Source organism: Pseudomonas tolaasii NCPPB 2192, assembly GCF_002813445.1.
Taxonomy (GTDB): Bacteria; Pseudomonadota; Gammaproteobacteria; order Pseudomonadales; family Pseudomonadaceae; genus Aquipseudomonas; species Aquipseudomonas tolaasii.
In genome coordinates this window covers 43,478-64,255 of the sequence record NZ_PHHD01000001.1, presented here as the reverse complement: position 1 = coordinate 64,255, position 20,778 = coordinate 43,478, and the positions used below count along the sequence as shown (strand labels likewise).

Sequence of the window (20,778 nt, the reverse complement as noted above, 5' to 3'; positions counted from 1 at the left end):
GGCGGTCCATGTGGGAGCTGGCTTGCCTGCGATAGCATCACCTTGGTCTACCTGATAGACCGAGGTGCCTGCATCGCAGGCAAGCCAGCTCCCACAAAAGCCAGCTCCCACATTGGCCGTGTTACGCGTAGCTCTCGATCGACGGGCAAGCGCACACCAGGTTGCGATCACCAAACACGTTGTCCACACGCCCAACCGGCGGCCAGTACTTGGCTTCGATCAACGAGGCCACTGGGTACACCGCTTGTTCACGGCTGTACGGATGGCTCCACTCGCCCACCAGCTCCGCGGCGGTGTGCGGCGCGTTTTTCAGCGGGTTGTCGTCCTTGTCCAGGGTGCCGTTTTCCACCGCGCGGATTTCTTCGCGGATGGCGATCATGGCGTTGCAGAAGCGGTCCAGCTCTTCCCTGGATTCACTTTCGGTCGGCTCGATCATCAAGGTGCCGGCCACCGGGAACGACATGGTCGGCGCATGGAAGCCGAAGTCGATCAGGCGCTTGGCCACGTCGTCCACGCTGATGCCGCTGCTGTCTTTCAACGGGCGCAGGTCCAGGATGCATTCATGCGCGACCAGGCCGTTGCTGCCGGTGTAGAGCACCGGGTAGTGCTCTTCGAGGCGACGGGAAATGTAGTTGGCATTCAAAATCGCCAACTGCGAAGCGCGCTTGAGGCCCGCGCCGCCCATCATGCTGATGTACATCCAGGTGATCGGCAGAATGCTCGCGCTGCCGAATGGCGCTGCGCACACCGCGCCTTCCTTGCGTTCCATGGCCGCGTGGCCTGGCAGGAACGGCGTGAGATGCGACTTGACGCCAATCGGGCCAACGCCCGGGCCACCGCCACCGTGAGGAATGCAGAAGGTCTTGTGCAGGTTCAGGTGGGACACGTCGCCGCCGAACTTGCCCGGTGCGCACAGGCCGACCATGGCATTCATGTTGGCGCCGTCGATGTACACCTGGCCGCCGTTGTCGTGAATGATGCCGCAGATTTCGCGGATGCCTTCCTCGAACACGCCGTGGGTGGACGGGTAGGTGATCATCAGCGCCGCCAGATGATCGCGGTGCTCGATGGCCTTGGCGCGCAGGTCTTCGATGTCGACGTTGCCACGGGCGTCGCAGGCGGTGACCACCACGCGCATGCCGGCCATGTTGGCGGTGGCCGGGTTGGTGCCGTGGGCGGACGACGGGATCAGGCAGATGTCGCGGCGCTCATCGCCACGGCTCTGATGGTAGGCACGGATGGCCAAAAAGCCTGCGTATTCACCCTGGGAACCGGCGTTCGGTTGCAGGGAGATCGCGTCGTAACCGGTGGCCGCGCAGAGCATGGCTTCCAGGTCGGAGGTCAGCTCCAGGTAGCCGGCGCTTTGCTCGGCCGGGGCGAACGGGTGCAGGGCGCCGAACTCGGCCCAGGTCACCGGGATCATTTCGCTGGCGGCGTTGAGCTTCATGGTGCACGAGCCCAGCGGGATCATGGTGCGGTCCAGCGCCAGGTCCTTGTCGGCCAGCTTGCGCAGGTAGCGCATCAGCTCGGTTTCGGAGTGATAACGGTTGAACACCGGGTGGCTGAGCACGGGCGACTGGCGCAGCAGGCCGGCTGGCAGGGTGCTTTCGACGCTTTTGGCAAGAGCGGCGAAAGCGGGCAGGGCCTTGCCATCGGCAAAGATCGACCACAGGGTTTCAATGTCGGCCTGGGTGGTGGTTTCGTCCACCGACACACCAAGACGCTCACTATCCACAACACGCAGGTTGATGCGCTGGGCGCGGGCCTTGTCGTGCAGGGCGGCGGTATTGGCGCCGGTGTTGAGGGTGATGGTGTCGAAGAAGTTGGCTTGTTCGACTTTCTGGCCCAGCGCAGTCAAGCCCTTGGCCAGGATCGCGGTCAGCTGGTGCACACGCTGAGCAATCTGGGTCAGGCCTTTGGGGCCGTGGTACACGGCGTACATGCTGGCGATGTTGGCCAGCAGCACTTGGGCGGTGCAGATGTTCGACGTGGCTTTCTCGCGGCGAATATGTTGCTCGCGGGTTTGCATGGCCAGGCGCAGGGCCGGCTTGCCGAAACGGTCCACGGACACGCCGACCAGACGGCCCGGCATGTCGCGCTTGAACGCATCCCTGGTGGAGAAATACGCCGCGTGCGGGCCACCAAAGCCCAGCGGCACGCCGAAGCGTTGTGCGCTGCCGATGGCCACGTCGGCGCCGAACTCACCCGGCGGGGTCAGCAGCGTCAGGGCCAGCAGGTCGGCGGCCACCGCCACCAAGGCGTTGGCGGCGTGGAAACGCTCGGTCAGTTCGCGGTAGTCAAACACGTCACCGTTGCTCGCCGGGTATTGCAGCAGGGCGCCGAAAAACGGGCTGACGTCGGTCAGTTCGCGCTCATCGCCCACCACCACGTCGATACCCAGCGGCTCGGCACGGGTGCGCAGCACATCGAGGGTTTGCGGGTGGCTGTGGATCGAGGCGAAGAAGGCATTGCTGCCCTTGTTCTTGCTCAGGCGCTTGCAGAAGGTCATGGCTTCGGCGGCGGCGGTGGCTTCGTCGAGCAGGGAGGCGTTGGCTATCGGCAGGCCGGTGAGGTCGCTGATCAGGGTCTGGAAGTTCAGCAGCGCTTCCAGGCGGCCCTGGGAAATCTCGGGCTGGTACGGGGTGTAGGCGGTGTACCAGGCCGGGTTTTCCAGCAGGTTGCGCAGGATCGGCGACGGCGTGTGGCAGCTGTAGTAGCCCTGGCCGATGTAAGTCTTGAACAGTTGGTTCTTGCCGGCAATGGCCTTGATCTTGGCCAGGGCCTGGGCTTCGCTCAGGCCATCTTCCAGGCCGAGTACGCTGGTGCCCTTGATGCTTTCCGGGATCACGCTGGCGCTCAGGGCTTCGAGGGAATCAAAGCCCAGGCTGGCAAGCATTTGCTGCTCGTCTTCCGCGCGCGGGCCGATGTGGCGAGCGATGAATTCATTGGCGGTGGTCAGTTGAACGGTCATGGCGCGCTCCTCAGGCTTCAGCGTTGGCTTTGATCAGGCGGTCGTACGCATCCTGATCCAACAGCTTAGCCACTGCGCCGGCATCGGCCGGTTTAAAGCGGAAGAACCAGCCTTCGCCCATCGGGTCTTCGTTGACCAGTTCCGGGCTGTCGCTGAGGGCGTCGTTCACCTCAAGCACTTCACCGGTCAGGGGCATGTACACGCCGCTCGCGGCCTTGACCGATTCCACGGTGGAAGCTTCGGCGCCTTTCTCGTAGGCCTGCAACTCCGGCAGTTGCACGAAAACCACATCACCCAGCGCGTTCTGCGCGAAAGCGGTGATACCCACAGTGACGCTGCCGTCAGCTTCGGCGCGCAGCCATTCGTGGTCTTCAGTAAAACGCAACTCGCTCATGGAAACTCCTCGGGGCCAGATTCGTCTGGTGGACGGGATGGGAATAATGGGGAGTTACAAAGCAAAATTGCGGCCAATATAAATTAATCCTTTTTAATCAACAGGTTAGCGATTATTCCTGTAAGTATACGAAATCAGGCTGTAACGATTTCGCTACGGCTGGACCTGTCAAAAAAAGCCTATGTGGATCAAAGCCTTGCATGGCACGCAAAAAGCAGGGTTGTAGCGATATCGTTACGCTGTAGCGCTTTCAGTACACTGGATGTCGTTCTCAGACTAATATTTGCAATGCGATCCCTGTGGGAGCTGGCTTGCCTGCGACAGCGGTGGGTCAGGTAAACCGCTATCGCAGGCAAGCCAGCTCCCACATGGGTCGGTGTACAGTCAGGGCTTGTTGGGGATGCCGTATTTGCGCAAGCGATGGGCAATGGCGGTGTGGGAGGTTTGCAAACGGCTGGCCAATTGGCGGGTCGAGGGGTAGCTGGCGTACAGCTTTTCCAGCAGGTTGCGCTCGAAGTCTTCCACCGCATGTTCCAGGCTGTCGATTTCGCCGTCGCTTTGGCGCGCCACCGAGGTGCCGGCGATGTCCAGATCGCCGATGTCCACCAGACTGCTTTCACAGATGGCTGCCGCGCGGAAGATCACGTTCTGCAACTGGCGCACATTGCCCGGCCATGAGTTGCCCAGCAGGGCCGGGTACGTGCCGGGCGCCAGGCGGCATACCGGGCGCTGGATCTGGGCACACGCTTGCTGCATGAAGTAGCGCGCAAGCAGCAGAATGTCCTGGCCGCGCTGGCGCAACGGCGGTACTTCGACGTTGAGCACGTTGAGGCGGTAGAACAGGTCCTCGCGGAAGGTACCTTCGCTGACCATTTTTTCCAGATTGCGGTGAGTGGCGCTGAGGATGCGCACATTGACCTTCACCTCGCGGTCGCCGCCCACCCGGCGAAAGCTGCCGTCATTCAAAAAACGCAGCAGCTTGGCCTGCAAGTAAGGCGACATCTCGCCGATCTCATCCAGAAATACCGTGCCCTGGTTGGCCAGCTCCATCAACCCCGGTTTGCCGCCACGTTGCGCGCCGGTGAAGGCGCCGGGGGCATAACCGAACAGCTCGCTCTCGGCGAGGTTCTCCGGCAGCGCCGCACAATTGAGTGCCAGAAACGGCGCACTGTGCCGCGCACTGATCGCATGGCAAGCGCGAGCCACCAGCTCCTTGCCGGTGCCGGTTTCGCCCTGGATCAGCAACGGCGCATCCAGCGCGGCCACCCGTTGAGCGCGTGCCTTGAGGGTACGGATCACCGGTGACTCGCCCAGCAGCGCATCAAACCCTTCGGCATGGTCGTGGTGCAGCGCCGACAACTGTTCGCCGATGCGGTTGGGTTGGTAGAGAGTGAGCAGGGCGCCGGCGTCGGTAATGGGCGTGGCGTCGAGCAGCAAGGTCTGGCCGTTGACGCTGATCTCGCGCAAGGCCAGGCGAAAGCCGTGTTCCAGCAGGGTGTCGAGCAATGCCGGGTCGTTGAATAACTCGCTGATGCTTTCCCCGGCCGGCTCACGCCCGTAAAGGGCGATCAGCGCCGGGTTGGCCAACAGAATCTTGCCCGCGCTGTCCAGTGCCAGCACCGGGTCGGTCATGGCGGCCAGCAAGGCGTCGAGTTGCAGGTGGCGGCGCTGGCCGGGGAGGATGTCGACCACGGTGACTGCCTGCACGCCTTGCACGCTGAACAGGGCGTCGCGCAGCTCTTCAAGCACCTTGGCGCTCAGGGTCGGCGCGTCGATGTAGACGTTGGGCGGCACCATCTCCACCGCATCCAGGTTGAGATTGCGCCCACCGAGCAGGGCCAGGACTTCCTGGGTGATGCCGACGCGGTCGATGAAGCTGACGTGGATACGCATGGGGTGGCGTTTGGTTCTGGGATGCGGAGGGTCGCCAGTATGCCTTGCAGACGATGGAGATCAAAATGTGGGAGCTGGCTTGTCGGGTCGCCGCATCGCTGCGATAGCAGTGGGTCAGGCAACATTTCTGTCACTGATACACCGCTATCGCAGGCAAGCCAGCTCCCACAGGGGATTTGCGGTGTTACTACTCCAGGTGCTCGGGCTTGATCGGGTCGCCCGACTTCACATCCAGTTGATGCCGCACATCCTCGAACATCAGGTCGTACTGCTTGTGCATCGCACCATTGAGCACGGCGATCTTCGGCATGCCGTATTTCTGCGCGATGTTCATCGCATGCCGGGCAAAGTCGAACGCCTGGTCCTTCGGTAGGAAAAACTCTTCCTTGAGGTCCTTGCCCTGTACCGAGCCATGGAGCTTGAACAGCATCCCCTTGCCTTCCTTGGGGTCCTGGCTGACTTCATAGTCGATGCACAGGTTGTAGCTGTAGTCATCCTTGTTGAGTGCGTGGCGTTCGACGTGCAGGTGACCCGGTTCAAAGGTGGCCATAGGCGTTTCTCCTCTACTTCACAGGTAGGTGATGCCAGGTTTTGCCGTGCTGATACGGGTGCCGGCGTTGCCCTGGACAATCGCTTCGATGTCCGAGAGTGAACCGATGACCGCGGTTTTTCCAGTCTGGCGGGCGAACTCGCAGGCGGCTTGTACCTTGGGCCCCATGGAACCGGCGGCGAAGCCGAGCTTTTCGATTTCGTCAGGGTGAGCCTGGCCAATGGCCTTTTGGCCGGGCTTGCCGTAGTCAATGAAGGCCGCGTTGACGTCGGTGGCGATCACCAGCAAATCGGCGTCCAGCTGCGAGGCCAGCAGCGAGGAACACAGGTCTTTGTCGATCACCGCTTCGATGCCGCGCAGCTTGCCGTCTTCGCCATACATCGTCGGAATGCCGCCACCGCCGGCGCAAATCACGATGGCGCTTTTTTCCAGCAGCCACTTGATCGGGCGGATCTCAAAGATGCGTTTGGGGCGCGGGCTGGCGACCACGCGGCGGTATTTGTCGCCATCGGGCGCAATCGCCCAGCCTTTTTCAGCGGCGAGTTTTTCTGCTTCAGCCTTGGAGTAGACCGGGCCGATAGGCTTGGTCGGATTCTTGAAGGCCGGGTCTTTGGCGTCCACTTCCACCTGGGTGAGCAAGGTGGCGAACGGCACCTCAAAGTCCAGCAGATTGCCCAGTTCCTGTTCGATGATGTAGCCGATCATGCCTTCGGTTTCCGCGCCCAACACATCCAGCGGGTAAGGCGAAACCTGGGTGTAGGCCGCCGCCTGCAACGACAGCAGGCCGACCTGCGGGCCATTGCCGTGGGCGATCACCAACTCGTTGCCGGAGTGGATCTTGGCGATCTGTTCGGTGGCGATGCGGATATTGGCGCGCTGGTTGTCCGCGGTCATGGGTTCACCCCGGCGGAGCAGGGCGTTACCGCCCAGGGCTACGACGATACGCATAATGCATTCCTTCTAGAAGGATCGTTCCCACGCTCTGCGTGGGAATGCCTTACTGGACGCTCTGCGTCCGCTCTTGTGACGCGGAGCGTCACTGGCTGCATTCCCACGCAGAGCGTGGGGACGATCAGTGTGTGGGTCTAGATATCCGCCAACGCCGACACCAGAATCGCCTTGATGGTATGCATGCGGTTTTCCGCCTGCTCGAACGCGATGTTGGCCGGCGACTCAAACACGTCCTCCGTTACCTCCACGCCATTGGCCAGGTTCGGATAGCGCGCCGCAATGTCCTTGCCCACTTTGGTTTCGCTGTTATGAAACGCCGGCAGGCAGTGCATGAATTTCACGCGCGGGTTGCCCGAGGCTTTCATCATCTTGGCGTTGACCTGGTACGGCAGCAGTTGCTCGATACGCTCGTCCCACGCTTCCACCGGCTCACCCATGGACACCCAGATATCGGTGTGGATGAAATCCACGCCTTTGACCGCTTCTTTCGGGTCTTCAGTGATGGTGATGCGCGCGCCGCTTTCCTCGGCAAAGGCCTGGCACTGCTTGATGAAATCTTCGTGGGGCCACAGGGCTTTCGGCGCGCCGATGCGCACGTCCATGCCCAGCTTGGCGCCGATCATCAGCAGCGAGTTGCCCATGTTGTAGCGCGCGTCGCCCAGGTAGGCGTAGCTGATGTCATGCAGCGGCTTGTCGCTGTGTTCGCGCATGGTCAGGGTGTCGGCGATCATTTGCGTGGGGTGGAATTCGGCGGTCAGGCCGTTGAACACCGGCACACCGGCGAACTTGGCCAGCTCCTCGACGATTTCCTGTTCGAAGCCTCGGTACTCAATGGCGTCGAACATGCGGCCGAGCACGCGGGCAGTGTCTTTCATGCTTTCCTTGTGGCCGATCTGCGACGACACCGGGTCGATATAGGTGACGTGAGCGCCCTGGTCATGGGCCGCCACTTCGAAGGCGCAGCGGGTGCGGGTCGAGGTTTTTTCGAAGATCAGCGCGATGTTTTTGCCCTTGAGGTGCGGACGCTCGGTGCCGGTGTATTTGGCGCGTTTGAGGTCGCGGGACAGGTCCAGCAGGTAATGGAGCTCGCGAGTCGTGTGGTGCATCAGCGACAGCAGGCTGCGGTTGCGCATATTGAACGCCATGATGGAATCTCCTTAATAGTCGATAGGGTCGCGGATGATCGGGCAGGTCATGCAGTGGCCGCCGCCACGGCCACGGCCCAGTTCACCGGCACTGATGGTGATGACTTCCACCCCGGCCTTGCGCAGCAGGGTGTTGGTGTAGGTGTTGCGGTCGTAGCCGATCACCACGCCCGGCTCCACGGCCACTACGTTGTTGCCGTCGTCCCACTGCTCGCGTTCGGCGGCGAAGCTGTTGCCGCCGGTTTCCACCACGCGCAGGGCCTTGAGGTTGAGGGCGGCGGCGACGGTTTCGAGGAAGTTGGTTTTTTCGCGCTGGATGTCGATGCCGTGGGGCTTGCTTTCGTCCGGGCGCAGGGTGAACGGCACGATCTGGTTGACCACTTCGGGGAAGATGGTCACCAGGTCGCGGTCGCAGAAGCTGAACACGGTGTCCAGGTGCATCGCCGCGCGGGATTTCGGCAGGCCGGCGACGATCACGCGTTCCACCGCCTTGTTCTTGAACAGGTTACGCGCCAGTTGGCCGATGGCCTGATGGGACGAGCGCTCGCCCATGCCGATCAACACCACGCCGTTGCCGATGGGCATCACGTCACCGCCTTCCAATGTGGAAGCGCCGTGTTCCTGGTCGGGGTCGCCGTACCAGATCTGGAAGTCCGCGTTGGTGAACTCGGGGTGGAATTTGTAGATGGCGCTGGCGAGCAGGGTTTCCTGGCGTCGCGCCGGCCAGTACATGGGGTTGAGCGTCACGCCGCCGTAGATCCAGCAGGTGGTGTCGCGGGTGAACTGGGTGTTGGGCAGCGGCGGCAGGATGAAGCTTGAATGGCCGAGGAAGTCGCGGAACATCTCGATGGCCTTGCCGCCGAAACTGCTCGGAAGGTCATCGGCCGAGACGCCGCCGATCAGGTATTCGGCGACCTTGCGCGGCTCCAGGCTGCGCAGCCACGAGCCGACTTCACCGACCAGCCCCAGGCCGACCGTGTTGGCGGTGATCTTGCGCTCCAGAATCCAGTCCAGCGCTTCGGGGAGGGCGACGATGTCAGTGAGCAGGTTGTGCATTTCCAGCACATCAATATCCCGCTCGCGCATCTTGGTCACGAAGTCGAAGTGGTCGCGCTTGGCCTGGGCCACCCACAGCACGTCATCGAACAGCAGTTCATCGCAGTTGTTGGGGGTCAGCCGCTGGTGGGCCAAGCCTGGGGAGCACACCATGACTTTACGCAGTTTGCCGGCTTCGGAATGTACGCCGTACTTCACTTTTTCCGTGGTCATTACAGATCCTCCAGTGAACAAAAGTTACAGAGTCAGGAAGCCGTCGTAGAGGCCGTAGGCAGCCACCAGGGCGCCAATGACCACTGCGGCGAAAATCAGCTTCTCGACGTTGGTGAAAATCGGTTTGCCCAGCTCACGCTTGGCCTTGGCGAACAGGATTGCGCCGGGGGCGTAGAGCAGGGCGGAAAGCAGCAGGTATTTGGTGCCGCCCGCGTAGAGCAGCCAGATCGCGTAGACCAGGGCGATGGCGCCGATGAACAGGTCTTTCCTGCGCTCGCGCAGGGCGTTTTCGTAGGTTTCGCCGCGCACCGCCAGCAGCAGGGCGTAGGCCGCCGACCACAGGTAAGGCACCAGAATCATCGAGGTGGCGAGGTAGATCAGCGACAGGTAGGTGCTGGCCGAAAACAGCGTGATCACCAGGAACAGCTGCACCATGGCGTTGGTCAGCCACAGGGCGTTGACCGGCACGTGGTTGGCGTTTTCCTTACGCAAGAACTCCGGCATGGTGTGGTCCTTGGCGGCGGCGAACATGATCTCCGCACACAGCAGCACCCATGACAGCAGCGCCCCCAGTAGCGAGATGATCAAGCCGACGCTGATCAGCACCGCGCCCCAGTGGCCCACCACATGCTCCAGCACGGCGGCCATCGACGGGTTTTGCAGCTTGGCCAGTTCCGGTTGGGTCATGATCCCCAGGGACAGCACGTTCACCAGCATCAGGAACAACAGCACGGTGATAAAACCGATCACGGTGGCCTTGCCCACGTCGCTGCGTTTTTCCGCACGGGACGAGAAGATGCTTGCGCCTTCGATGCCGATGAACACCCACACGGTGACCAGCATCATGTTGCGCACCTGGTTCATCACGCTGCCCAGGTCCGGGTTTTTCACGCCCCAGATGTCAGCGGTGAAGATGTCCAGCTTGAACGCGAACAGGGCGATCAACACGAACAGCACCAGCGGCACCACCTTGGCGACGGTGGTCACCAGGTTGATGAACGCCGCTTCCTTGATCCCGCGCAGCACCAGAAAGTGCACGGCCCACAGCAACACCGAGGCGCCGATCACCGCAGCCGGGGTGTTGCCTTCGCCGAAGAGGGGGAAAAAGTAACCGAGTGTGCTGAACAAAAGTACGAAGTACCCGACGTTGCCCAGCCAGGCGCTGATCCAGTAACCCCAGGCGGATGAGAAACCCATGTAGTCGCCGAAACCGGCCTTGGCGTAGGCGTACACCCCGCCGTCGAGGTCGGGCTTGCGGTTGGCGAGGGTCTGGAACACGAAAGCGAGGGTCAGCATGCCGATGGCAGTGATCACCCAACCAATCAGCACGGCACCTACGTCGGCGCTGGCGGCCATGTTTTGCGGCAGTGAGAAGATCCCGCCGCCAATCATCGAACCCACGACAAGTGCAACCAGTGCACCCAACCGAAGTTTTCCAGGCGTGTCAGACATTGCATGACTCCAATGCAGGAGAAGAGAGACCACAGAATAATTCCGTGCGCTAATCAAACAGCTGACTCAGATCACTTCATTGGCACATTCCATTGTGAATTAATGACTTGGGGTGGAAGTTCTTGGGCGATAGATGTCCTCGAAAAGGCGCTTTCCAGAGCGCTTTCTTCGTTTTGGGTTAATCATTTAGTCAGGTATGTGGACGTTTGAAGCTAGCCCGTATTTTTGAATCTGCAAACTTTTTCAGCGTTGTTTCGTAATGTGTCAAAGGTCGCAGTATTTAAATTCTAAATAGGCCTAAACTTTAATAATTGATAGGCGATTTTGTTATGACGCGTTGGCGTATTAGTGTGATGGTTAATAGCCGCTACACTCGCTGAGTTAATGGTTGAGTGCACAATTGTCAGCTCAAGTTGTTATTTGTTCAGGAGTATCCATGTCCCAACCGGCCCAGAAACTTCGCCTCAGCGCGCTGATCGCCCTGGTGGTGGGTTCGATGATTGGCGGCGGCATTTTTTCCCTGCCCCAGAACATGGCCGCGCGCGCCGAAGTGGGGGCGGTGTTGATCGGTTGGGCGATCACGGCCGTCGGCATGCTGACGCTGGCGTTCGTGTTCCAGACCCTGGCCAACCGCAAACCCGAACTGGACTCCGGGGTGTATGCCTACGCCAAGGCCGGTTTCGGCGATTACATGGGGTTTTCGTCCGCCTGGGGCTACTGGATCAGCGCGTGGATGGGCAACGTTGGTTACTTCGTGTTGCTGTTCAGCACCCTCGGTTACTTCTTCCCGGTGTTCGGTCAGGGCAACACGCCCATTGCGATCGCCTGCGCGTCGCTGCTGTTGTGGGCCGTGCATTTTCTGGTGATGCGCGGCATCAAGGAGGCGGCGTTTATCAACCAGGTCACCACCGTGGCGAAGATCGTGCCGCTGCTGATGTTTATCGTGATCGCCGCCGTGGCATTCAAGGCCGATATTTTCACCCGCGACATCTGGGGGCGGGGCAACCCGGGCATGGGAGGTGTGGTGGATCAGGTACGCCACATGATGCTGGTCACCGTGTTTGTGTTTATCGGTATCGAGGGGGCCAGCGTGTATTCGGCGCGTGCCGAAAAACGCTCGGACGTGGGCCGCGCCACGGTGATCGGGTTTCTGGGTGTGCTGGCGCTGTTGGTGTTGGTGAACGTGCTGTCACTGGGCGTCATGAGCCAGCCGGAACTCGCGCATTTGCAGAACCCGTCGCTGGCCGGGGTGCTGGAACATATCGTCGGGCCGTGGGGCGCGCTGCTGATCAGCATGGGCCTGGCTGTGTCACTGCTCGGCGCGTTGCTGTCCTGGGCCCTGTTGTGTGCGGAAATTCTCTACGCCACCGCCCAGGACAACACCATGCCGACGTTCCTGAAAAAGGAAAACGCCAACCAGGTGCCGGTCAATGCGCTGTGGCTCACCAACGTGATGATTCAGGTATTCCTGGTGATCACGCTGTTTTCCCAAAGCACCTACACCACGCTGATTTACCTCGCGTCGTCGATGATTCTGGTGCCCTACCTGTGGTCGGCGGCCTATGCCGTGCTGCTCAGCGGGCGCGGCGAAACCTACGAAGGCGCACAACGCCGGCGCCTGAAGGATTTGCTGGTGGGGCTGATCGCCCTGATGTATGCGCTGTGGCTGTTGTATGCCGGTGGCCTGAAATACCTGCTGCTGTCGGCGCTGCTCTACGCGCCGGGCGTGATCCTGTTTGCCCTGGCCAAGCGCGAGCAGGGTTTGCCCTTGTTTACACCCATGGAAAAAGGCATTTTCAGCTGCGTGGTCGCCGGCGCCGGGCTGGCGGCCTATGGGCTGTATAGCGGGGTGTTGTCGTTGTGAGACTGGCGTATAAGCCGCCGTACGACTGGGCGGCGATGTTGGGCTTTTTGTCGATGCGCGCCATTACTGGCCTGGAAACGGTGGCCGATGGTGTGTACCGGCGCAGCATCAGCGTGGGCGGCCTGCATGGTTGGCTCAGCGTTGCGCCGGGGGCGGGGGATTGGTTGGAGGTGGATGTCGATTTTCCTGACAAGGCAGCCTTTCCCGAGATTGAGCGACGCCTGCGCACTCAGTTTGATCTGGATGCTCGGCCTCAGGAGATAAACGCGCAATTGTCCCGCGACCCTTTGATGGCGAAACTCGTGGCTGCCCGGCCGGGCTTGCGCGTGCCGGGCTCCTGGGATGGTCTGGAATTGGCCATTCGCGCGGTGCTCGGCCAGCAGATCACCGTGGCGGCGGCGATTCGTCTGGCGGGCAAGCTGGTGGCGCGCTATGGCGCGCCGCTGCAGACGCCGCACCCCGGCATCACCCACGTATTTCCCGAACCGCAAGTGTTGGCGGCGGCAGACCTCGCCACGCTGGGCATGCCCAAGGCACGTGGCCGTACGCTGTCGGGCGTGGCCCAGGCGTTACTGGATGATCCGGAATTGTTTGCGCCCAAGGCAAGCTTGAAGGAAGGCGTGGCGCGTCTGGTGGCGCTGCCGGGAATCGGCGACTGGACGGCGCAGTACATCGCCATGCGCCAAATGCGCGAGGCGGATGCGTTTGCGTCGGGGGATATCGGCTTGATCAATGCCTTGGCGGCGCTGGAAGGCGGACCGGTCTCGGCGCGCCAACTGCTGGCCCGGGCCGAGGCGTGGCGGCCAGTGAGGGCTTATGCGGCGCAGCATTTGTGGACGTCGTTGAGCCGGGGGGATTGAGGTAGCGGGACTGGCCTCATCGCAGGCAAGCCAGCTCCCACAGTGGATGTTTGAACACCGGTAAATGTGAGGTAGCGGGACTGGCCTCATTGCAGGCATGCCGGTCCCCGGGCTTGATGTGTGAACACGGTCAAATGTGGGAGCTGGCTTGCCTGCGATGGCGGTTGTCAGGTCACCACTGGGCCCGGTGTGAGCCCAATTCCCCAGCGGCCAAATCCCATTGCAGCGGCGTGCCGCTGATGTTCAAAGGCGCCAGCAACCGATGCGCCTGGCCCCATGGCGTTTGCTCCACCACCAACCCCTGGTCGGCAGGCTCCTCCGCCCGCAACGCTACTTGTTCCGGCACTTGCCCCGCCTCTACCAGCAACTTCGCCGTGCGCGCCAGCGATAACCGTGCCGAACCACCGCGCCCGCTGCTTAACCGCTCACTCAGCGCCTGAATCGCCGCCGCCGCCATCAAATACCCGGTGGCGTGATCGAGTGCCTGCAAGGGCAGCGGCACCGGTTTGTCCGAGTCTTTCCAGGCCATGCCCGCGTTGGCAATCCCGCTGCTCATCTGCACCAGGCTGTCGAAACCGCGCCGGTTGCGCCACGGGCCGCTCCAGCCGTAGGCGTTGAGGCTGACGTCAATCAGGCCGGGGGCGAGGGTTTGCAGCTCGGCCGAGGTGTAGCCCAATTGCTCCAGGGCATCGGCGCGGTAGCCGTGGAACAGGATGTCGGCGTCCTTGAGCAAACCTTCGAAAATCTGCCGGCCTTCGACGCTTTTCAGGTCGAGTCGGGCGCAGCGTTTACCCAGGGTCATTTCCGGCACCACGCCTGGCTCGTTCCAGGTCGGCGAGTCGATGCGCAGCACGTCGGCACCCAGCCCGGCGAGGAAGCGGCTGGCCACGGGACCGGCCAATACGCGGGTCAGGTCGAGCACTTTGATGCCGGCCAGGGGGCGCGCCACCGAGCCGAGCCAGGGTTTGTCCGTCAGCGCGGCAAACGTCTCGCGTTGCACCAGAGGTTCGGCATTGACCGCCCGGCCTTGCGGATGGCTTTGCCAGGCCTGCCACGTGCGCATCTGCGCTGCGCAACCACCGGCATCGACGATTGCCTGCTCCAGTTCTGCGGCCTGCCAGGTGGCGACGTTGCTGGCCATTTGTGCGCGGTCGGCGACCTTGCCCAGCACGCGCTCGGCGGCCTCGCGGTGGTGGGGCGCGTTGGTGTGCAGGCGAATCCAGCCATCGGCGCTGGCGTAGTCGCCGGCCACCGGGTCCCACAGTGGCGGCACTTGCCAGCCCACGGGGCGAATCGAAGACGAAAACCAGAAGGAGGCCAGGCGCCGGTCCACGCTGACCGCCGGCAGGCGCCCGGTCTGTTGTCGGATCAACTGCGCAACCGCCTGGCCGGCCGCACCGATGCTGGCGCCGGCCAGGTCGGTCACGGCGAAGGTCGAGGGCAGGGCGCCCGCTTCGGTAAAGGTGGGCGGGGTGTGGGGTAAATCGAGTGCGGCTTGGATGGGTGTCAGCAGGTCAGTCATCAAAGGCCCTCCGTAAGAGAAGGGCCACTATAGAAGATCATCACACCGCTGTGACAACTCCCGGTTCCAACGGCAAGTCGATGCTGGCGATAAACCCGCCGTCCGGGTGATTGGCCAGGGTCAGCGTGCCGCCATGGCGTTCTGCTGCGCGACGGGCGATGGCCAGGCCCAGGCCGTGACCTTGGGCGACCTGGCCGGGCGCACGGAAGAACGGCTCGCCCAACTGGCTCAAATGTTCAGCGTCCACGCCGGGGCCATGGTCGCGCACGCTGATCAGAATGCGCTCGCCGTGGCGCTGGGCCTGCAGCTCGATGGGTTGGCCTTGCGGGTTGAAACGCTGGGCGTTGCGCAGCAGGTTATCCACCGCGCGTTCGATCATGGTCGGCCAGCCTTTGATCAGCAGTTCGGGGTCGGCTGTCAGGTGTACAAGCTGCTCGGGTGCGCTGAGCTGCGCATCCTTTTGCAGGGTTTTGAGCAGGGGGGTGAGGTCCATGTCTTCGGCGCTGGCGTTATCGGCGTCTACGCGGGCCAGCACCAGAATTTCGCTGATCAGCGCTTCCAGGCGATCGCACTCGCGGGTCAGGCGCGGCCACAGGCGCTCGCGTTCCTCGGGGCTGGCGCGTTCGGCCAGGGCCAGGGCGATGCGCAGGCGCGCCAGGGGCGAGCGCAGTTCGTGGGACACGTCGCGCAACAACTGGCGCTGACTGCCGATCAGGCTTTGCAGGCGTGCGCCCATGCGGTTGAAGTCGGTGGCCAGCACGCCGAATTCGTCGCGGCGGTTGGCCAATTGCGCCAGGCTGTTTTGCTGGTAGGTGGTCTGGCCGAGGTCATGCACCGCGCCGCGCAGGCGGCTCAGGGGGCGGGTGATGGACAGCGTGACGAGCAAGCTGAACAGGGTCAGCACCACCAGTGCAATCGCCAGCGCGCTGAGTGGCCACATCAGGCTGCTGCGATGCCAGGCGTCGAGTTCGGGGTGGGGGATGCGGTAGATCAGCAGGTAAGTGTCGCCGGTTTTTTCGCTGGTGTACTCGGCAGTCAGGCGCCGCCAGGGCAGGTGGCCGTCCTGGCTGTCATTCTGGCGGGCTTCAAAAGCGGCGGCGCGGCGCGGGAAGGTGCCGCGCACCACCGGGTCACCGGTTTCATTCAGCACTTGCACGTCGATGTGGTACTGGCGTTTGCGCTGTTGCAGCAACTCCTGGGCGGCGTCCTCGCCCTGGGCTTCGTAGAGCTGGGTCCACTCTTGGGCCAGGTTGTTGAGGCCGGGGTGGCGGCTGAGAATCCAGGCGTCCTGGTTGAGCATGTGCCCAAGCAGAATCGACAACCCGGCAACCAGGGCGATGGCCAGCCAGAAACTGGCCAGGATTCGCCAGAACAATGAACGCACAGGAAACCCTCAAACAGGAAAAGCCCAGCGGCGGTGGCCACTGGGCTGGGGGAACGCTAGATCATTATTGCGCTTTTTGCGGCTGCTGGGCTTTCCAGGCCTGGAATTCCTTCCATTCGGCGCGGCGCTCGGCTTGCTTTTTCACGATCTCGTCGAATTTCTTCTGTTGATCGGGTTTCAGTACGGCACGGATGTCGGCCTGGGTTTTCTGTTTGGCGGCAGCGAACTCATCCTGCATGGCTTTCTGGTCGGCGGCGGGCAGTTTGTCCAGGTACTTGCGGACGATGTCCTTGCGGCCGTGCCACTGATCACCCATCAGTTTGCCGATTTGCTGGCGCTGTTCCTTGGTCAAGTCCAGCTGGCGAAATGGGCCGCCGTGGCCACGTGGACCATGTTCACCGCCGAAGCCGGGGCCACCCATCATGTGGCCTTCCGGGCCGCCCATCGGGCCTGGGCCGTCTGGGGCTGCGGCCATGGCAACGGTCGGCAGGGCAGCGGCGAACATCAGAGCGATAAGGGTCTTGCGCATGGTGATTCTCCTGTCTCTATTCCGGTGAGTCCGGATGTGAGTAGATTAGGGAGATGGAGGTCAGCGGCGGTCAGGGGAGGGTAAAGCTTGGGTAAAGAGGGTTTATATCGAGGCTGACAAAACCCTTGAGACCAAGGAGATCAAGTGTGGGAGCTGGCTTGTCGAATCGTCGCACCGCTGCGATGCAGGCAGATCGGTCTGTCAGTTGAACCCTGGGGATGCCATCGCAGGCAAGCCAGCTCCCCCAGAGGGTTCAGAGGCTGTAGTAGTAGCCGCGGCTGCGCAACGCCACGATCCGCGGCCGCCCGTCCGGGTGCGGGCCGATCTTCTTGCGCAGGTTGCTCACGTGCATGTCCAGGCTGCGATCGTAAAGGGTCAGTTTGCGGCCCAGGGCGATCTGCGCCAGTTCCTGCTTGTCCAGCGGCTCGCCGGGCTGGCGCAGCAGGGCTTCGAGCAGGCGGCTTTCGGACACGGTGAGGGCAAATTCCTGTTCGTCGATGCTGACCACCCCGCGCACCGGGCTGAAGCACAAATCCCCCAGTTCAAGCTGCGTCGACACCGCCGCCGGGTGACTGCGGCGCAACACGGCGCGCAGGCGGGCGGTGAGTTCGCGAGGGTCGCAAGGCTTGGCCAGGTAATCGTCGGCGCCCAGTTCCAGGCCGAGGATGCGGTCCAGCGGCTCGCCACGGGCCGACAGCATCAACACCGGCAACTCCGGGTGGTCGTTGCGCAATTGCTTGAGCAGCTCAAGACCGCTGCCATCGGGCAGCATCACGTCGAGCACGACCGCCGCGGGGGCGTTGTCGGCCAAGGCTTTACGCGCACTCAGGCCGTCGTGGCAGGCGCGCACCTGGAACCCTTCCTGGCTCAACCAACTGGTCAGCAGCTCACAGAGCTCCTGGTCATCATCTATCAGTAACAGCTCGCTCATGACTTACTCAATTTAGCCATTGTCGACGGCGACGGTGCCCACCGCTGGCGAAAATGCCACACAGCAGGGCGATCAATGCGACGGCGCCACCGGTGACAAACCATTGTTGTTGCTCGGTCAGCCAGCGGTTCAAGGCGCCACCCTGTGCTTCTTTGAGTTGCTGGGCCAGGCGTTGGTTCTCCTGGCGCAAGCGACTCACTTGAGCGCTGTCGCGCGTGGCGTCGGCGCTTTGCAATTGCTTGTTCAGTTCTTCGCGCAGCCGCTCGCTATCTTTCAGGCGTTGCTGCAACTGGGCCACTTGGTCGCCAGCGCTCACGGGCTGCGGCGTGGCGCTGCCGGTGTTCGAGGCTTCCTCAGCGTGGGCCGTGGCCCCGATCGTTAACACTGCCAACAGACACAACTGACGTAAGCGCATCGGAACTCCTGAGTCCACACGAATATTCAGAACGTTGTCGGCAGGTTACCGGGAATGATGAGCCTTCAGGCGTTTGCCGAACGCAATAGGTTCGGCGCTCCGTGAATCAAGGCAGGACTTGCTTGAACGGCTTGATCGAGACATCGGCGTAGACCCCGGCAGCAATGTAGGGGTCAGCCTTGGCCCAGGCCTGTGCGTCGGCCAGGGAGGCGAATTCGGCGACGATCAGGCTGCCGCTGAAACCGGCGTCGCCCGGGTCATTGCTGTCCACTGCCGGGTTGGGGCCGGCCAGTACCAGGCGACCTGCGGCTTGCAGCGCTTTAAGGCGATCGAGGTGGGCCGGGCGTACGGAAAGGCGCTTTTCCAGGGAATTGGCGACGTCGGTGGCAACGATGGCGTAGAGCATGTCAGTCCTCGATTTTCGGCGTGGTAGGGGCGGTGTCATGCAGGTGACGCGACAGGTAGATACCCTGGCCGATCAGAAACAATACGGTCATGCCCAGGCTGCCGAAGACTTTGAAGTCGACCCAGTAATCCTGGAAGGTAAAGGCCACGAACAGGTTGGCCGCGCCGCAAAACAGGAAAAACACGATCCAGGCCACGTTAAGGCGCGTCCAGACCGGCTCCGGCAGGGTCAGCGCATGGCCCATGATCCGCTTGATCAGCAGGCGATCACCAATGAAGTGGCTGCCGATGAACACCAGGGCAAACAACCAGTTCACCACCGGGGCTTTCCACTTAAGGAAGGTTTCGCTGTGGAAGGCCAGGGTCAGGCCGCCGAACACCAGGCAGGCGATCAGGGTCAGCCATTGGCTTTTTTCCAGCTTGCGCTGGGAGATGAAGATGGCGCCGTAGACCACGATAGAGCTGATGATCAGCACGGCGGTGGCGCTGTAGATGCCCCCGAACGAGAACGACTGACCGGCAATGTCGATGACCCTGGGGTCGAGTTTGGTAACGATGAAAAACAGCAACAGCGGGATGAAGTCGATGAATTGTTTCACAGTAAGAGCCAGAAGCTGGATGTGGCGGCATAATAACAAACATCCTTGGTAGCGAAAGCGCCAGCTGACTTGAGGTTACACACTCCCGTGAATGTTGATTTGCACTGCCACAGCACGGCCTCCGACGGCGCCCTGGCGCCCGCGGTACTGGTTGCGCGTGCGTTTGAAAAAGGCGTGCGAGTCTTGGCGTTGACCGACCACGACACCCTCGAAGGCCTCGACGAAGCCCGTGAAGCCGCGCAGGCGCTGGGCATGCAGTTGGTCACCGGTGTGGAATTGTCTTGCACCTGGGGCGGCGCCACCATTCATGTGCTCGGCTACGGTTTCGACCAGCAGGCCCCGCCGCTGGTCAAAGCCATCGCCAATCTGCACGATGGCCGCTGGCTGCGGTCCGAAGAAATAAGCCGCAAGCTCAGCCTTAAAGGCATGCCGGGTGGACTGGAAGGCGCCCGCGCGATCCAGCAGGAGCTGGGTGACAGCGGCAACGCACCGGCCCGGCCGCACTTTGCCGACTGGATGGTGCGTGAAGGTTTTGTTAAAGACCGCGCCGAGGCGTTTCGCAAATGGCTCGGCGCCGGCAAGTTGGGGGATGTGAAGCTGCACTGGCCGACCCTGGAAGACACCGTCGAGACCCTGCGGGCCTCCGGGGCCTGGGTCAGCCTGGCGCACCCCTGGCATTACGATTTCACCCGCAGCAAGCGTCGCAAGCTGATCAGCGACTATATTGGAGCGGGTGGCCACGCGATCGAAGTGGTCAATGGGCATCAACCCGCCGAACAGGTCGGCAGCCTGGCGATTCTTGCCCGCGAATTTGGTCTGCTGGTCAGCGCCGGCAGTGATTTTCATGGTCCGGGCGGCTGGTCCGAGATCGGCGAGTACCGCCAGGTCCCGGAAGATTTGCCGCTTTTGTGGGGGCGTTTCAAGCATGACCCCATTATCGCCACCGTCTGAACAGGTAGAACACGTGAGTCAATTCTTCCAGATTCATCCGGAAAACCCTCAAGCGCGCCTGATCAAACAGGCCGTGGAAATCATTCGCGCCGGCGGCGTGGTGATCTACCCGACTGATTCGTCCTACGCCATCGGTTGCCAGATCGGCGACAAGGGCGCGGTAGAGCGTGTAAGACGCCTGCGCCAACTGGACGACAAGCACAACTTTGCCCTGATCTGCAGCGACCTGTCCCAACTGGGGTTGTTCGCCAAGGTCGACACAGGCACCTTCCGCCTGCTCAAGGCCCACACGCCGGGGCCCTACACCTTTATTCTCAACGCCACCCGCGAAGTGCCGCGCCTGTTGCTGCACCCGAAAAAACGCACCATCGGCCTGCGCGTGCCGGAGCATCCGATTGCCCTGGCGTTGCTGGCCGAGCTGGGTGAGCCGCTGATGAGCGTGTCGCTGATTCTGCCGGGCGAAACCGAGCCGCTGTACGACCCTTACGAAATGCGCCAACTGCTGGAAAAGCAGGTGGATCTGATCATCGACGGCGGCTACGGCGGCAACAAGGCTTCTACCGTGATCAACCTCGCCGACGGCGAACCGGAAGTGGTGCGCGTGGGCTGCGGCGACCCGACGCCCTTCATGGTCGAGGCCTGAATGTCGGCCGTGGAAACCGCTGATCCCCAGGCGGGCGCCCAGCAGGAACT

The 20,778-nt window shown here is 62.2% G+C and carries 19 protein-coding genes; 4 read left to right on the top strand and 15 right to left on the bottom strand.

What is annotated here, in order from left to right; translation table 11 throughout:
• Window positions 1–121: 121 nt before the first annotated feature.
• The 8 genes from gcvP to arcD (ATI14_RS00275) all read right to left on the bottom strand — a co-directional run bounded on the left by gcvP (window position 122) and on the right by arcD (ATI14_RS00275) (window position 10,625).
• The gene (gcvP, locus tag ATI14_RS00310; protein ID WP_080520184.1) at window positions 122–2,971 is read right to left on the bottom strand and encodes an aminomethyl-transferring glycine dehydrogenase; all 2,850 of its coding nucleotides are present in this window, start codon (window positions 2,969–2,971) and stop codon (window positions 122–124) included.
• Window positions 2,972–2,981: 10 nt separating this feature from the next.
• A complete protein-coding gene (gene gcvH / locus ATI14_RS00305) occupies window positions 2,982–3,365 on the bottom strand; it encodes a glycine cleavage system protein GcvH (RefSeq protein ID WP_016973246.1) in 384 nt (127 codons plus the stop codon).
• A 384-nt stretch (window positions 3,366–3,749) separates the two neighbouring features.
• Window positions 3,750–5,258, bottom strand: a complete 1,509-nt coding sequence (locus tag ATI14_RS00300) for a sigma-54-dependent transcriptional regulator (RefSeq protein WP_016973245.1) — start codon at window positions 5,256–5,258, stop codon at window positions 3,750–3,752.
• 187 nt (window positions 5,259–5,445) lie between these two features.
• Window positions 5,446–5,808, bottom strand: coding sequence for a DUF5064 family protein (locus ATI14_RS00295; RefSeq protein ID WP_016973244.1), 363 nt, complete (start codon window positions 5,806–5,808; stop codon window positions 5,446–5,448).
• A gap of 18 nt (window positions 5,809–5,826) precedes the next feature.
• On the bottom strand, window positions 5,827–6,756 hold the full coding sequence (gene arcC, locus ATI14_RS00290; protein WP_016973243.1) for a carbamate kinase: 930 nt from the start codon (window positions 6,754–6,756) through the stop codon (window positions 5,827–5,829).
• A gap of 137 nt (window positions 6,757–6,893) precedes the next feature.
• Window positions 6,894–7,904 carry an ornithine carbamoyltransferase gene (locus tag ATI14_RS00285; RefSeq protein ID WP_016973242.1) on the bottom strand — a complete coding sequence of 337 codons (1,011 nt, stop codon included), beginning with the start codon at window positions 7,902–7,904 and terminating at the stop codon, window positions 6,894–6,896.
• Between the two features lie 12 nt (window positions 7,905–7,916).
• Window positions 7,917–9,173: an arginine deiminase gene (gene arcA / locus ATI14_RS00280; protein WP_016973241.1), complete on the bottom strand. Its 1,257-nt coding sequence runs from the start codon at window positions 9,171–9,173 to the stop codon at window positions 7,917–7,919.
• Between the two features lie 24 nt (window positions 9,174–9,197).
• Window positions 9,198–10,625, bottom strand: coding sequence for an arginine-ornithine antiporter (arcD, locus tag ATI14_RS00275; RefSeq protein ID WP_016973240.1), 1,428 nt, complete (start codon window positions 10,623–10,625; stop codon window positions 9,198–9,200).
• 436 nt (window positions 10,626–11,061) lie between these two features.
• Between arcD (ATI14_RS00275) and arcD (ATI14_RS00270) the strand changes: the two genes are divergently transcribed.
• Window positions 11,062–12,489 (top strand): arginine-ornithine antiporter, encoded by a 1,428-nt coding sequence (gene arcD / locus ATI14_RS00270; RefSeq protein WP_016973239.1) that lies wholly within the window; start codon window positions 11,062–11,064, stop codon window positions 12,487–12,489.
• A complete protein-coding gene (locus tag ATI14_RS00265) occupies window positions 12,486–13,349 on the top strand; it encodes a DNA-3-methyladenine glycosylase family protein (RefSeq protein WP_080520196.1) in 864 nt (287 codons plus the stop codon). The genes arcD (ATI14_RS00270) and ATI14_RS00265 overlap by 4 nt, the downstream gene beginning before the upstream one ends.
• 172 nt (window positions 13,350–13,521) lie before the next feature.
• Here ATI14_RS00265 and ATI14_RS00260 read toward each other — a convergent pair whose 3' ends face one another.
• From ATI14_RS00260 to ATI14_RS00230, 7 genes are all read right to left on the bottom strand, one after another.
• Window positions 13,522–14,871, bottom strand: a complete 1,350-nt coding sequence (locus ATI14_RS00260; RefSeq protein WP_016973238.1) for a CoA transferase — start codon at window positions 14,869–14,871, stop codon at window positions 13,522–13,524.
• A 40-nt stretch (window positions 14,872–14,911) separates the two neighbouring features.
• Window positions 14,912–16,255, bottom strand: coding sequence for a sensor histidine kinase (locus ATI14_RS00255; RefSeq protein WP_016973237.1), 1,344 nt, complete (start codon window positions 16,253–16,255; stop codon window positions 14,912–14,914).
• Window positions 16,256–16,319: 64 nt separating this feature from the next.
• Window positions 16,320–16,784 carry an LTXXQ domain-containing protein gene (locus tag ATI14_RS00250; protein ID WP_016973236.1) on the bottom strand — a complete coding sequence of 155 codons (465 nt, stop codon included), beginning with the start codon at window positions 16,782–16,784 and terminating at the stop codon, window positions 16,320–16,322.
• 253 nt (window positions 16,785–17,037) lie between these two features.
• Entirely contained in the window at window positions 17,038–17,715 is a 678-nt protein-coding gene (locus tag ATI14_RS00245; RefSeq protein WP_016973235.1) for a response regulator transcription factor, read from the bottom strand.
• Window positions 17,716–17,722: 7 nt separating this feature from the next.
• The gene (locus ATI14_RS00240; RefSeq protein ID WP_016973234.1) at window positions 17,723–18,130 is read right to left on the bottom strand and encodes an SH3 domain-containing protein; all 408 of its coding nucleotides are present in this window, start codon (window positions 18,128–18,130) and stop codon (window positions 17,723–17,725) included.
• Between the two features lie 106 nt (window positions 18,131–18,236).
• On the bottom strand, window positions 18,237–18,536 hold the full coding sequence (locus tag ATI14_RS00235; RefSeq protein WP_016973233.1) for a YciI family protein: 300 nt from the start codon (window positions 18,534–18,536) through the stop codon (window positions 18,237–18,239).
• 1 nt (window position 18,537) lies between these two features.
• Window positions 18,538–19,134 (bottom strand): septation protein A, encoded by a 597-nt coding sequence (locus ATI14_RS00230; RefSeq protein WP_016973232.1) that lies wholly within the window; start codon window positions 19,132–19,134, stop codon window positions 18,538–18,540.
• An 87-nt stretch (window positions 19,135–19,221) separates the two neighbouring features.
• Here ATI14_RS00230 and ATI14_RS00225 point away from each other — a divergent pair, with 87 nt between their 5' ends.
• Window positions 19,222–20,085, top strand: a complete 864-nt coding sequence (locus ATI14_RS00225; protein ID WP_016973231.1) for a PHP domain-containing protein — start codon at window positions 19,222–19,224, stop codon at window positions 20,083–20,085.
• A 13-nt stretch (window positions 20,086–20,098) separates the two neighbouring features.
• Window positions 20,099–20,728: an L-threonylcarbamoyladenylate synthase gene (locus ATI14_RS00220; protein ID WP_016973230.1), complete on the top strand. Its 630-nt coding sequence runs from the start codon at window positions 20,099–20,101 to the stop codon at window positions 20,726–20,728.
• The last annotated feature ends 50 nt before the right edge of the window (window positions 20,729–20,778 follow it).

What these genes read in the sequence shown, in the direction of transcription:
- gcvP (WP_080520184.1), bottom strand. Translation starts at nt 2,971, where the DNA reads ATGACCGTTCAACTGACCACCGCCAATGAATTCATCGCTCGCCACATC.
- gcvH (WP_016973246.1), bottom strand. Translation starts at nt 3,365, where the DNA reads ATGAGCGAGTTGCGTTTTACTGAAGACCACGAATGGCTGCGCGCCGAA.
- ATI14_RS00300 (WP_016973245.1), bottom strand. Translation starts at nt 5,258, where the DNA reads ATGCGTATCCACGTCAGCTTCATCGACCGCGTCGGCATCACCCAGGAA.
- ATI14_RS00295 (WP_016973244.1), bottom strand. Translation starts at nt 5,808, where the DNA reads ATGGCCACCTTTGAACCGGGTCACCTGCACGTCGAACGCCACGCACTC.
- arcC (WP_016973243.1), bottom strand. Translation starts at nt 6,756, where the DNA reads ATGCGTATCGTCGTAGCCCTGGGCGGTAACGCCCTGCTCCGCCGGGGT.
- ATI14_RS00285 (WP_016973242.1), bottom strand. Translation starts at nt 7,904, where the DNA reads ATGGCGTTCAATATGCGCAACCGCAGCCTGCTGTCGCTGATGCACCAC.
- arcA (WP_016973241.1), bottom strand. Translation starts at nt 9,173, where the DNA reads ATGACCACGGAAAAAGTGAAGTACGGCGTACATTCCGAAGCCGGCAAA.
- arcD (WP_016973240.1), bottom strand. Translation starts at nt 10,625, where the DNA reads ATGTCTGACACGCCTGGAAAACTTCGGTTGGGTGCACTGGTTGCACTT.
- arcD (WP_016973239.1), top strand. Translation starts at nt 11,062, where the DNA reads ATGTCCCAACCGGCCCAGAAACTTCGCCTCAGCGCGCTGATCGCCCTG.
- ATI14_RS00260 (WP_016973238.1), bottom strand. Translation starts at nt 14,871, where the DNA reads ATGACTGACCTGCTGACACCCATCCAAGCCGCACTCGATTTACCCCAC.
- ATI14_RS00250 (WP_016973236.1), bottom strand. Translation starts at nt 16,784, where the DNA reads ATGCGCAAGACCCTTATCGCTCTGATGTTCGCCGCTGCCCTGCCGACC.
- ATI14_RS00245 (WP_016973235.1), bottom strand. Translation starts at nt 17,715, where the DNA reads ATGAGCGAGCTGTTACTGATAGATGATGACCAGGAGCTCTGTGAGCTG.
- ATI14_RS00240 (WP_016973234.1), bottom strand. Translation starts at nt 18,130, where the DNA reads ATGCGCTTACGTCAGTTGTGTCTGTTGGCAGTGTTAACGATCGGGGCC.
- ATI14_RS00235 (WP_016973233.1), bottom strand. Translation starts at nt 18,536, where the DNA reads ATGCTCTACGCCATCGTTGCCACCGACGTCGCCAATTCCCTGGAAAAG.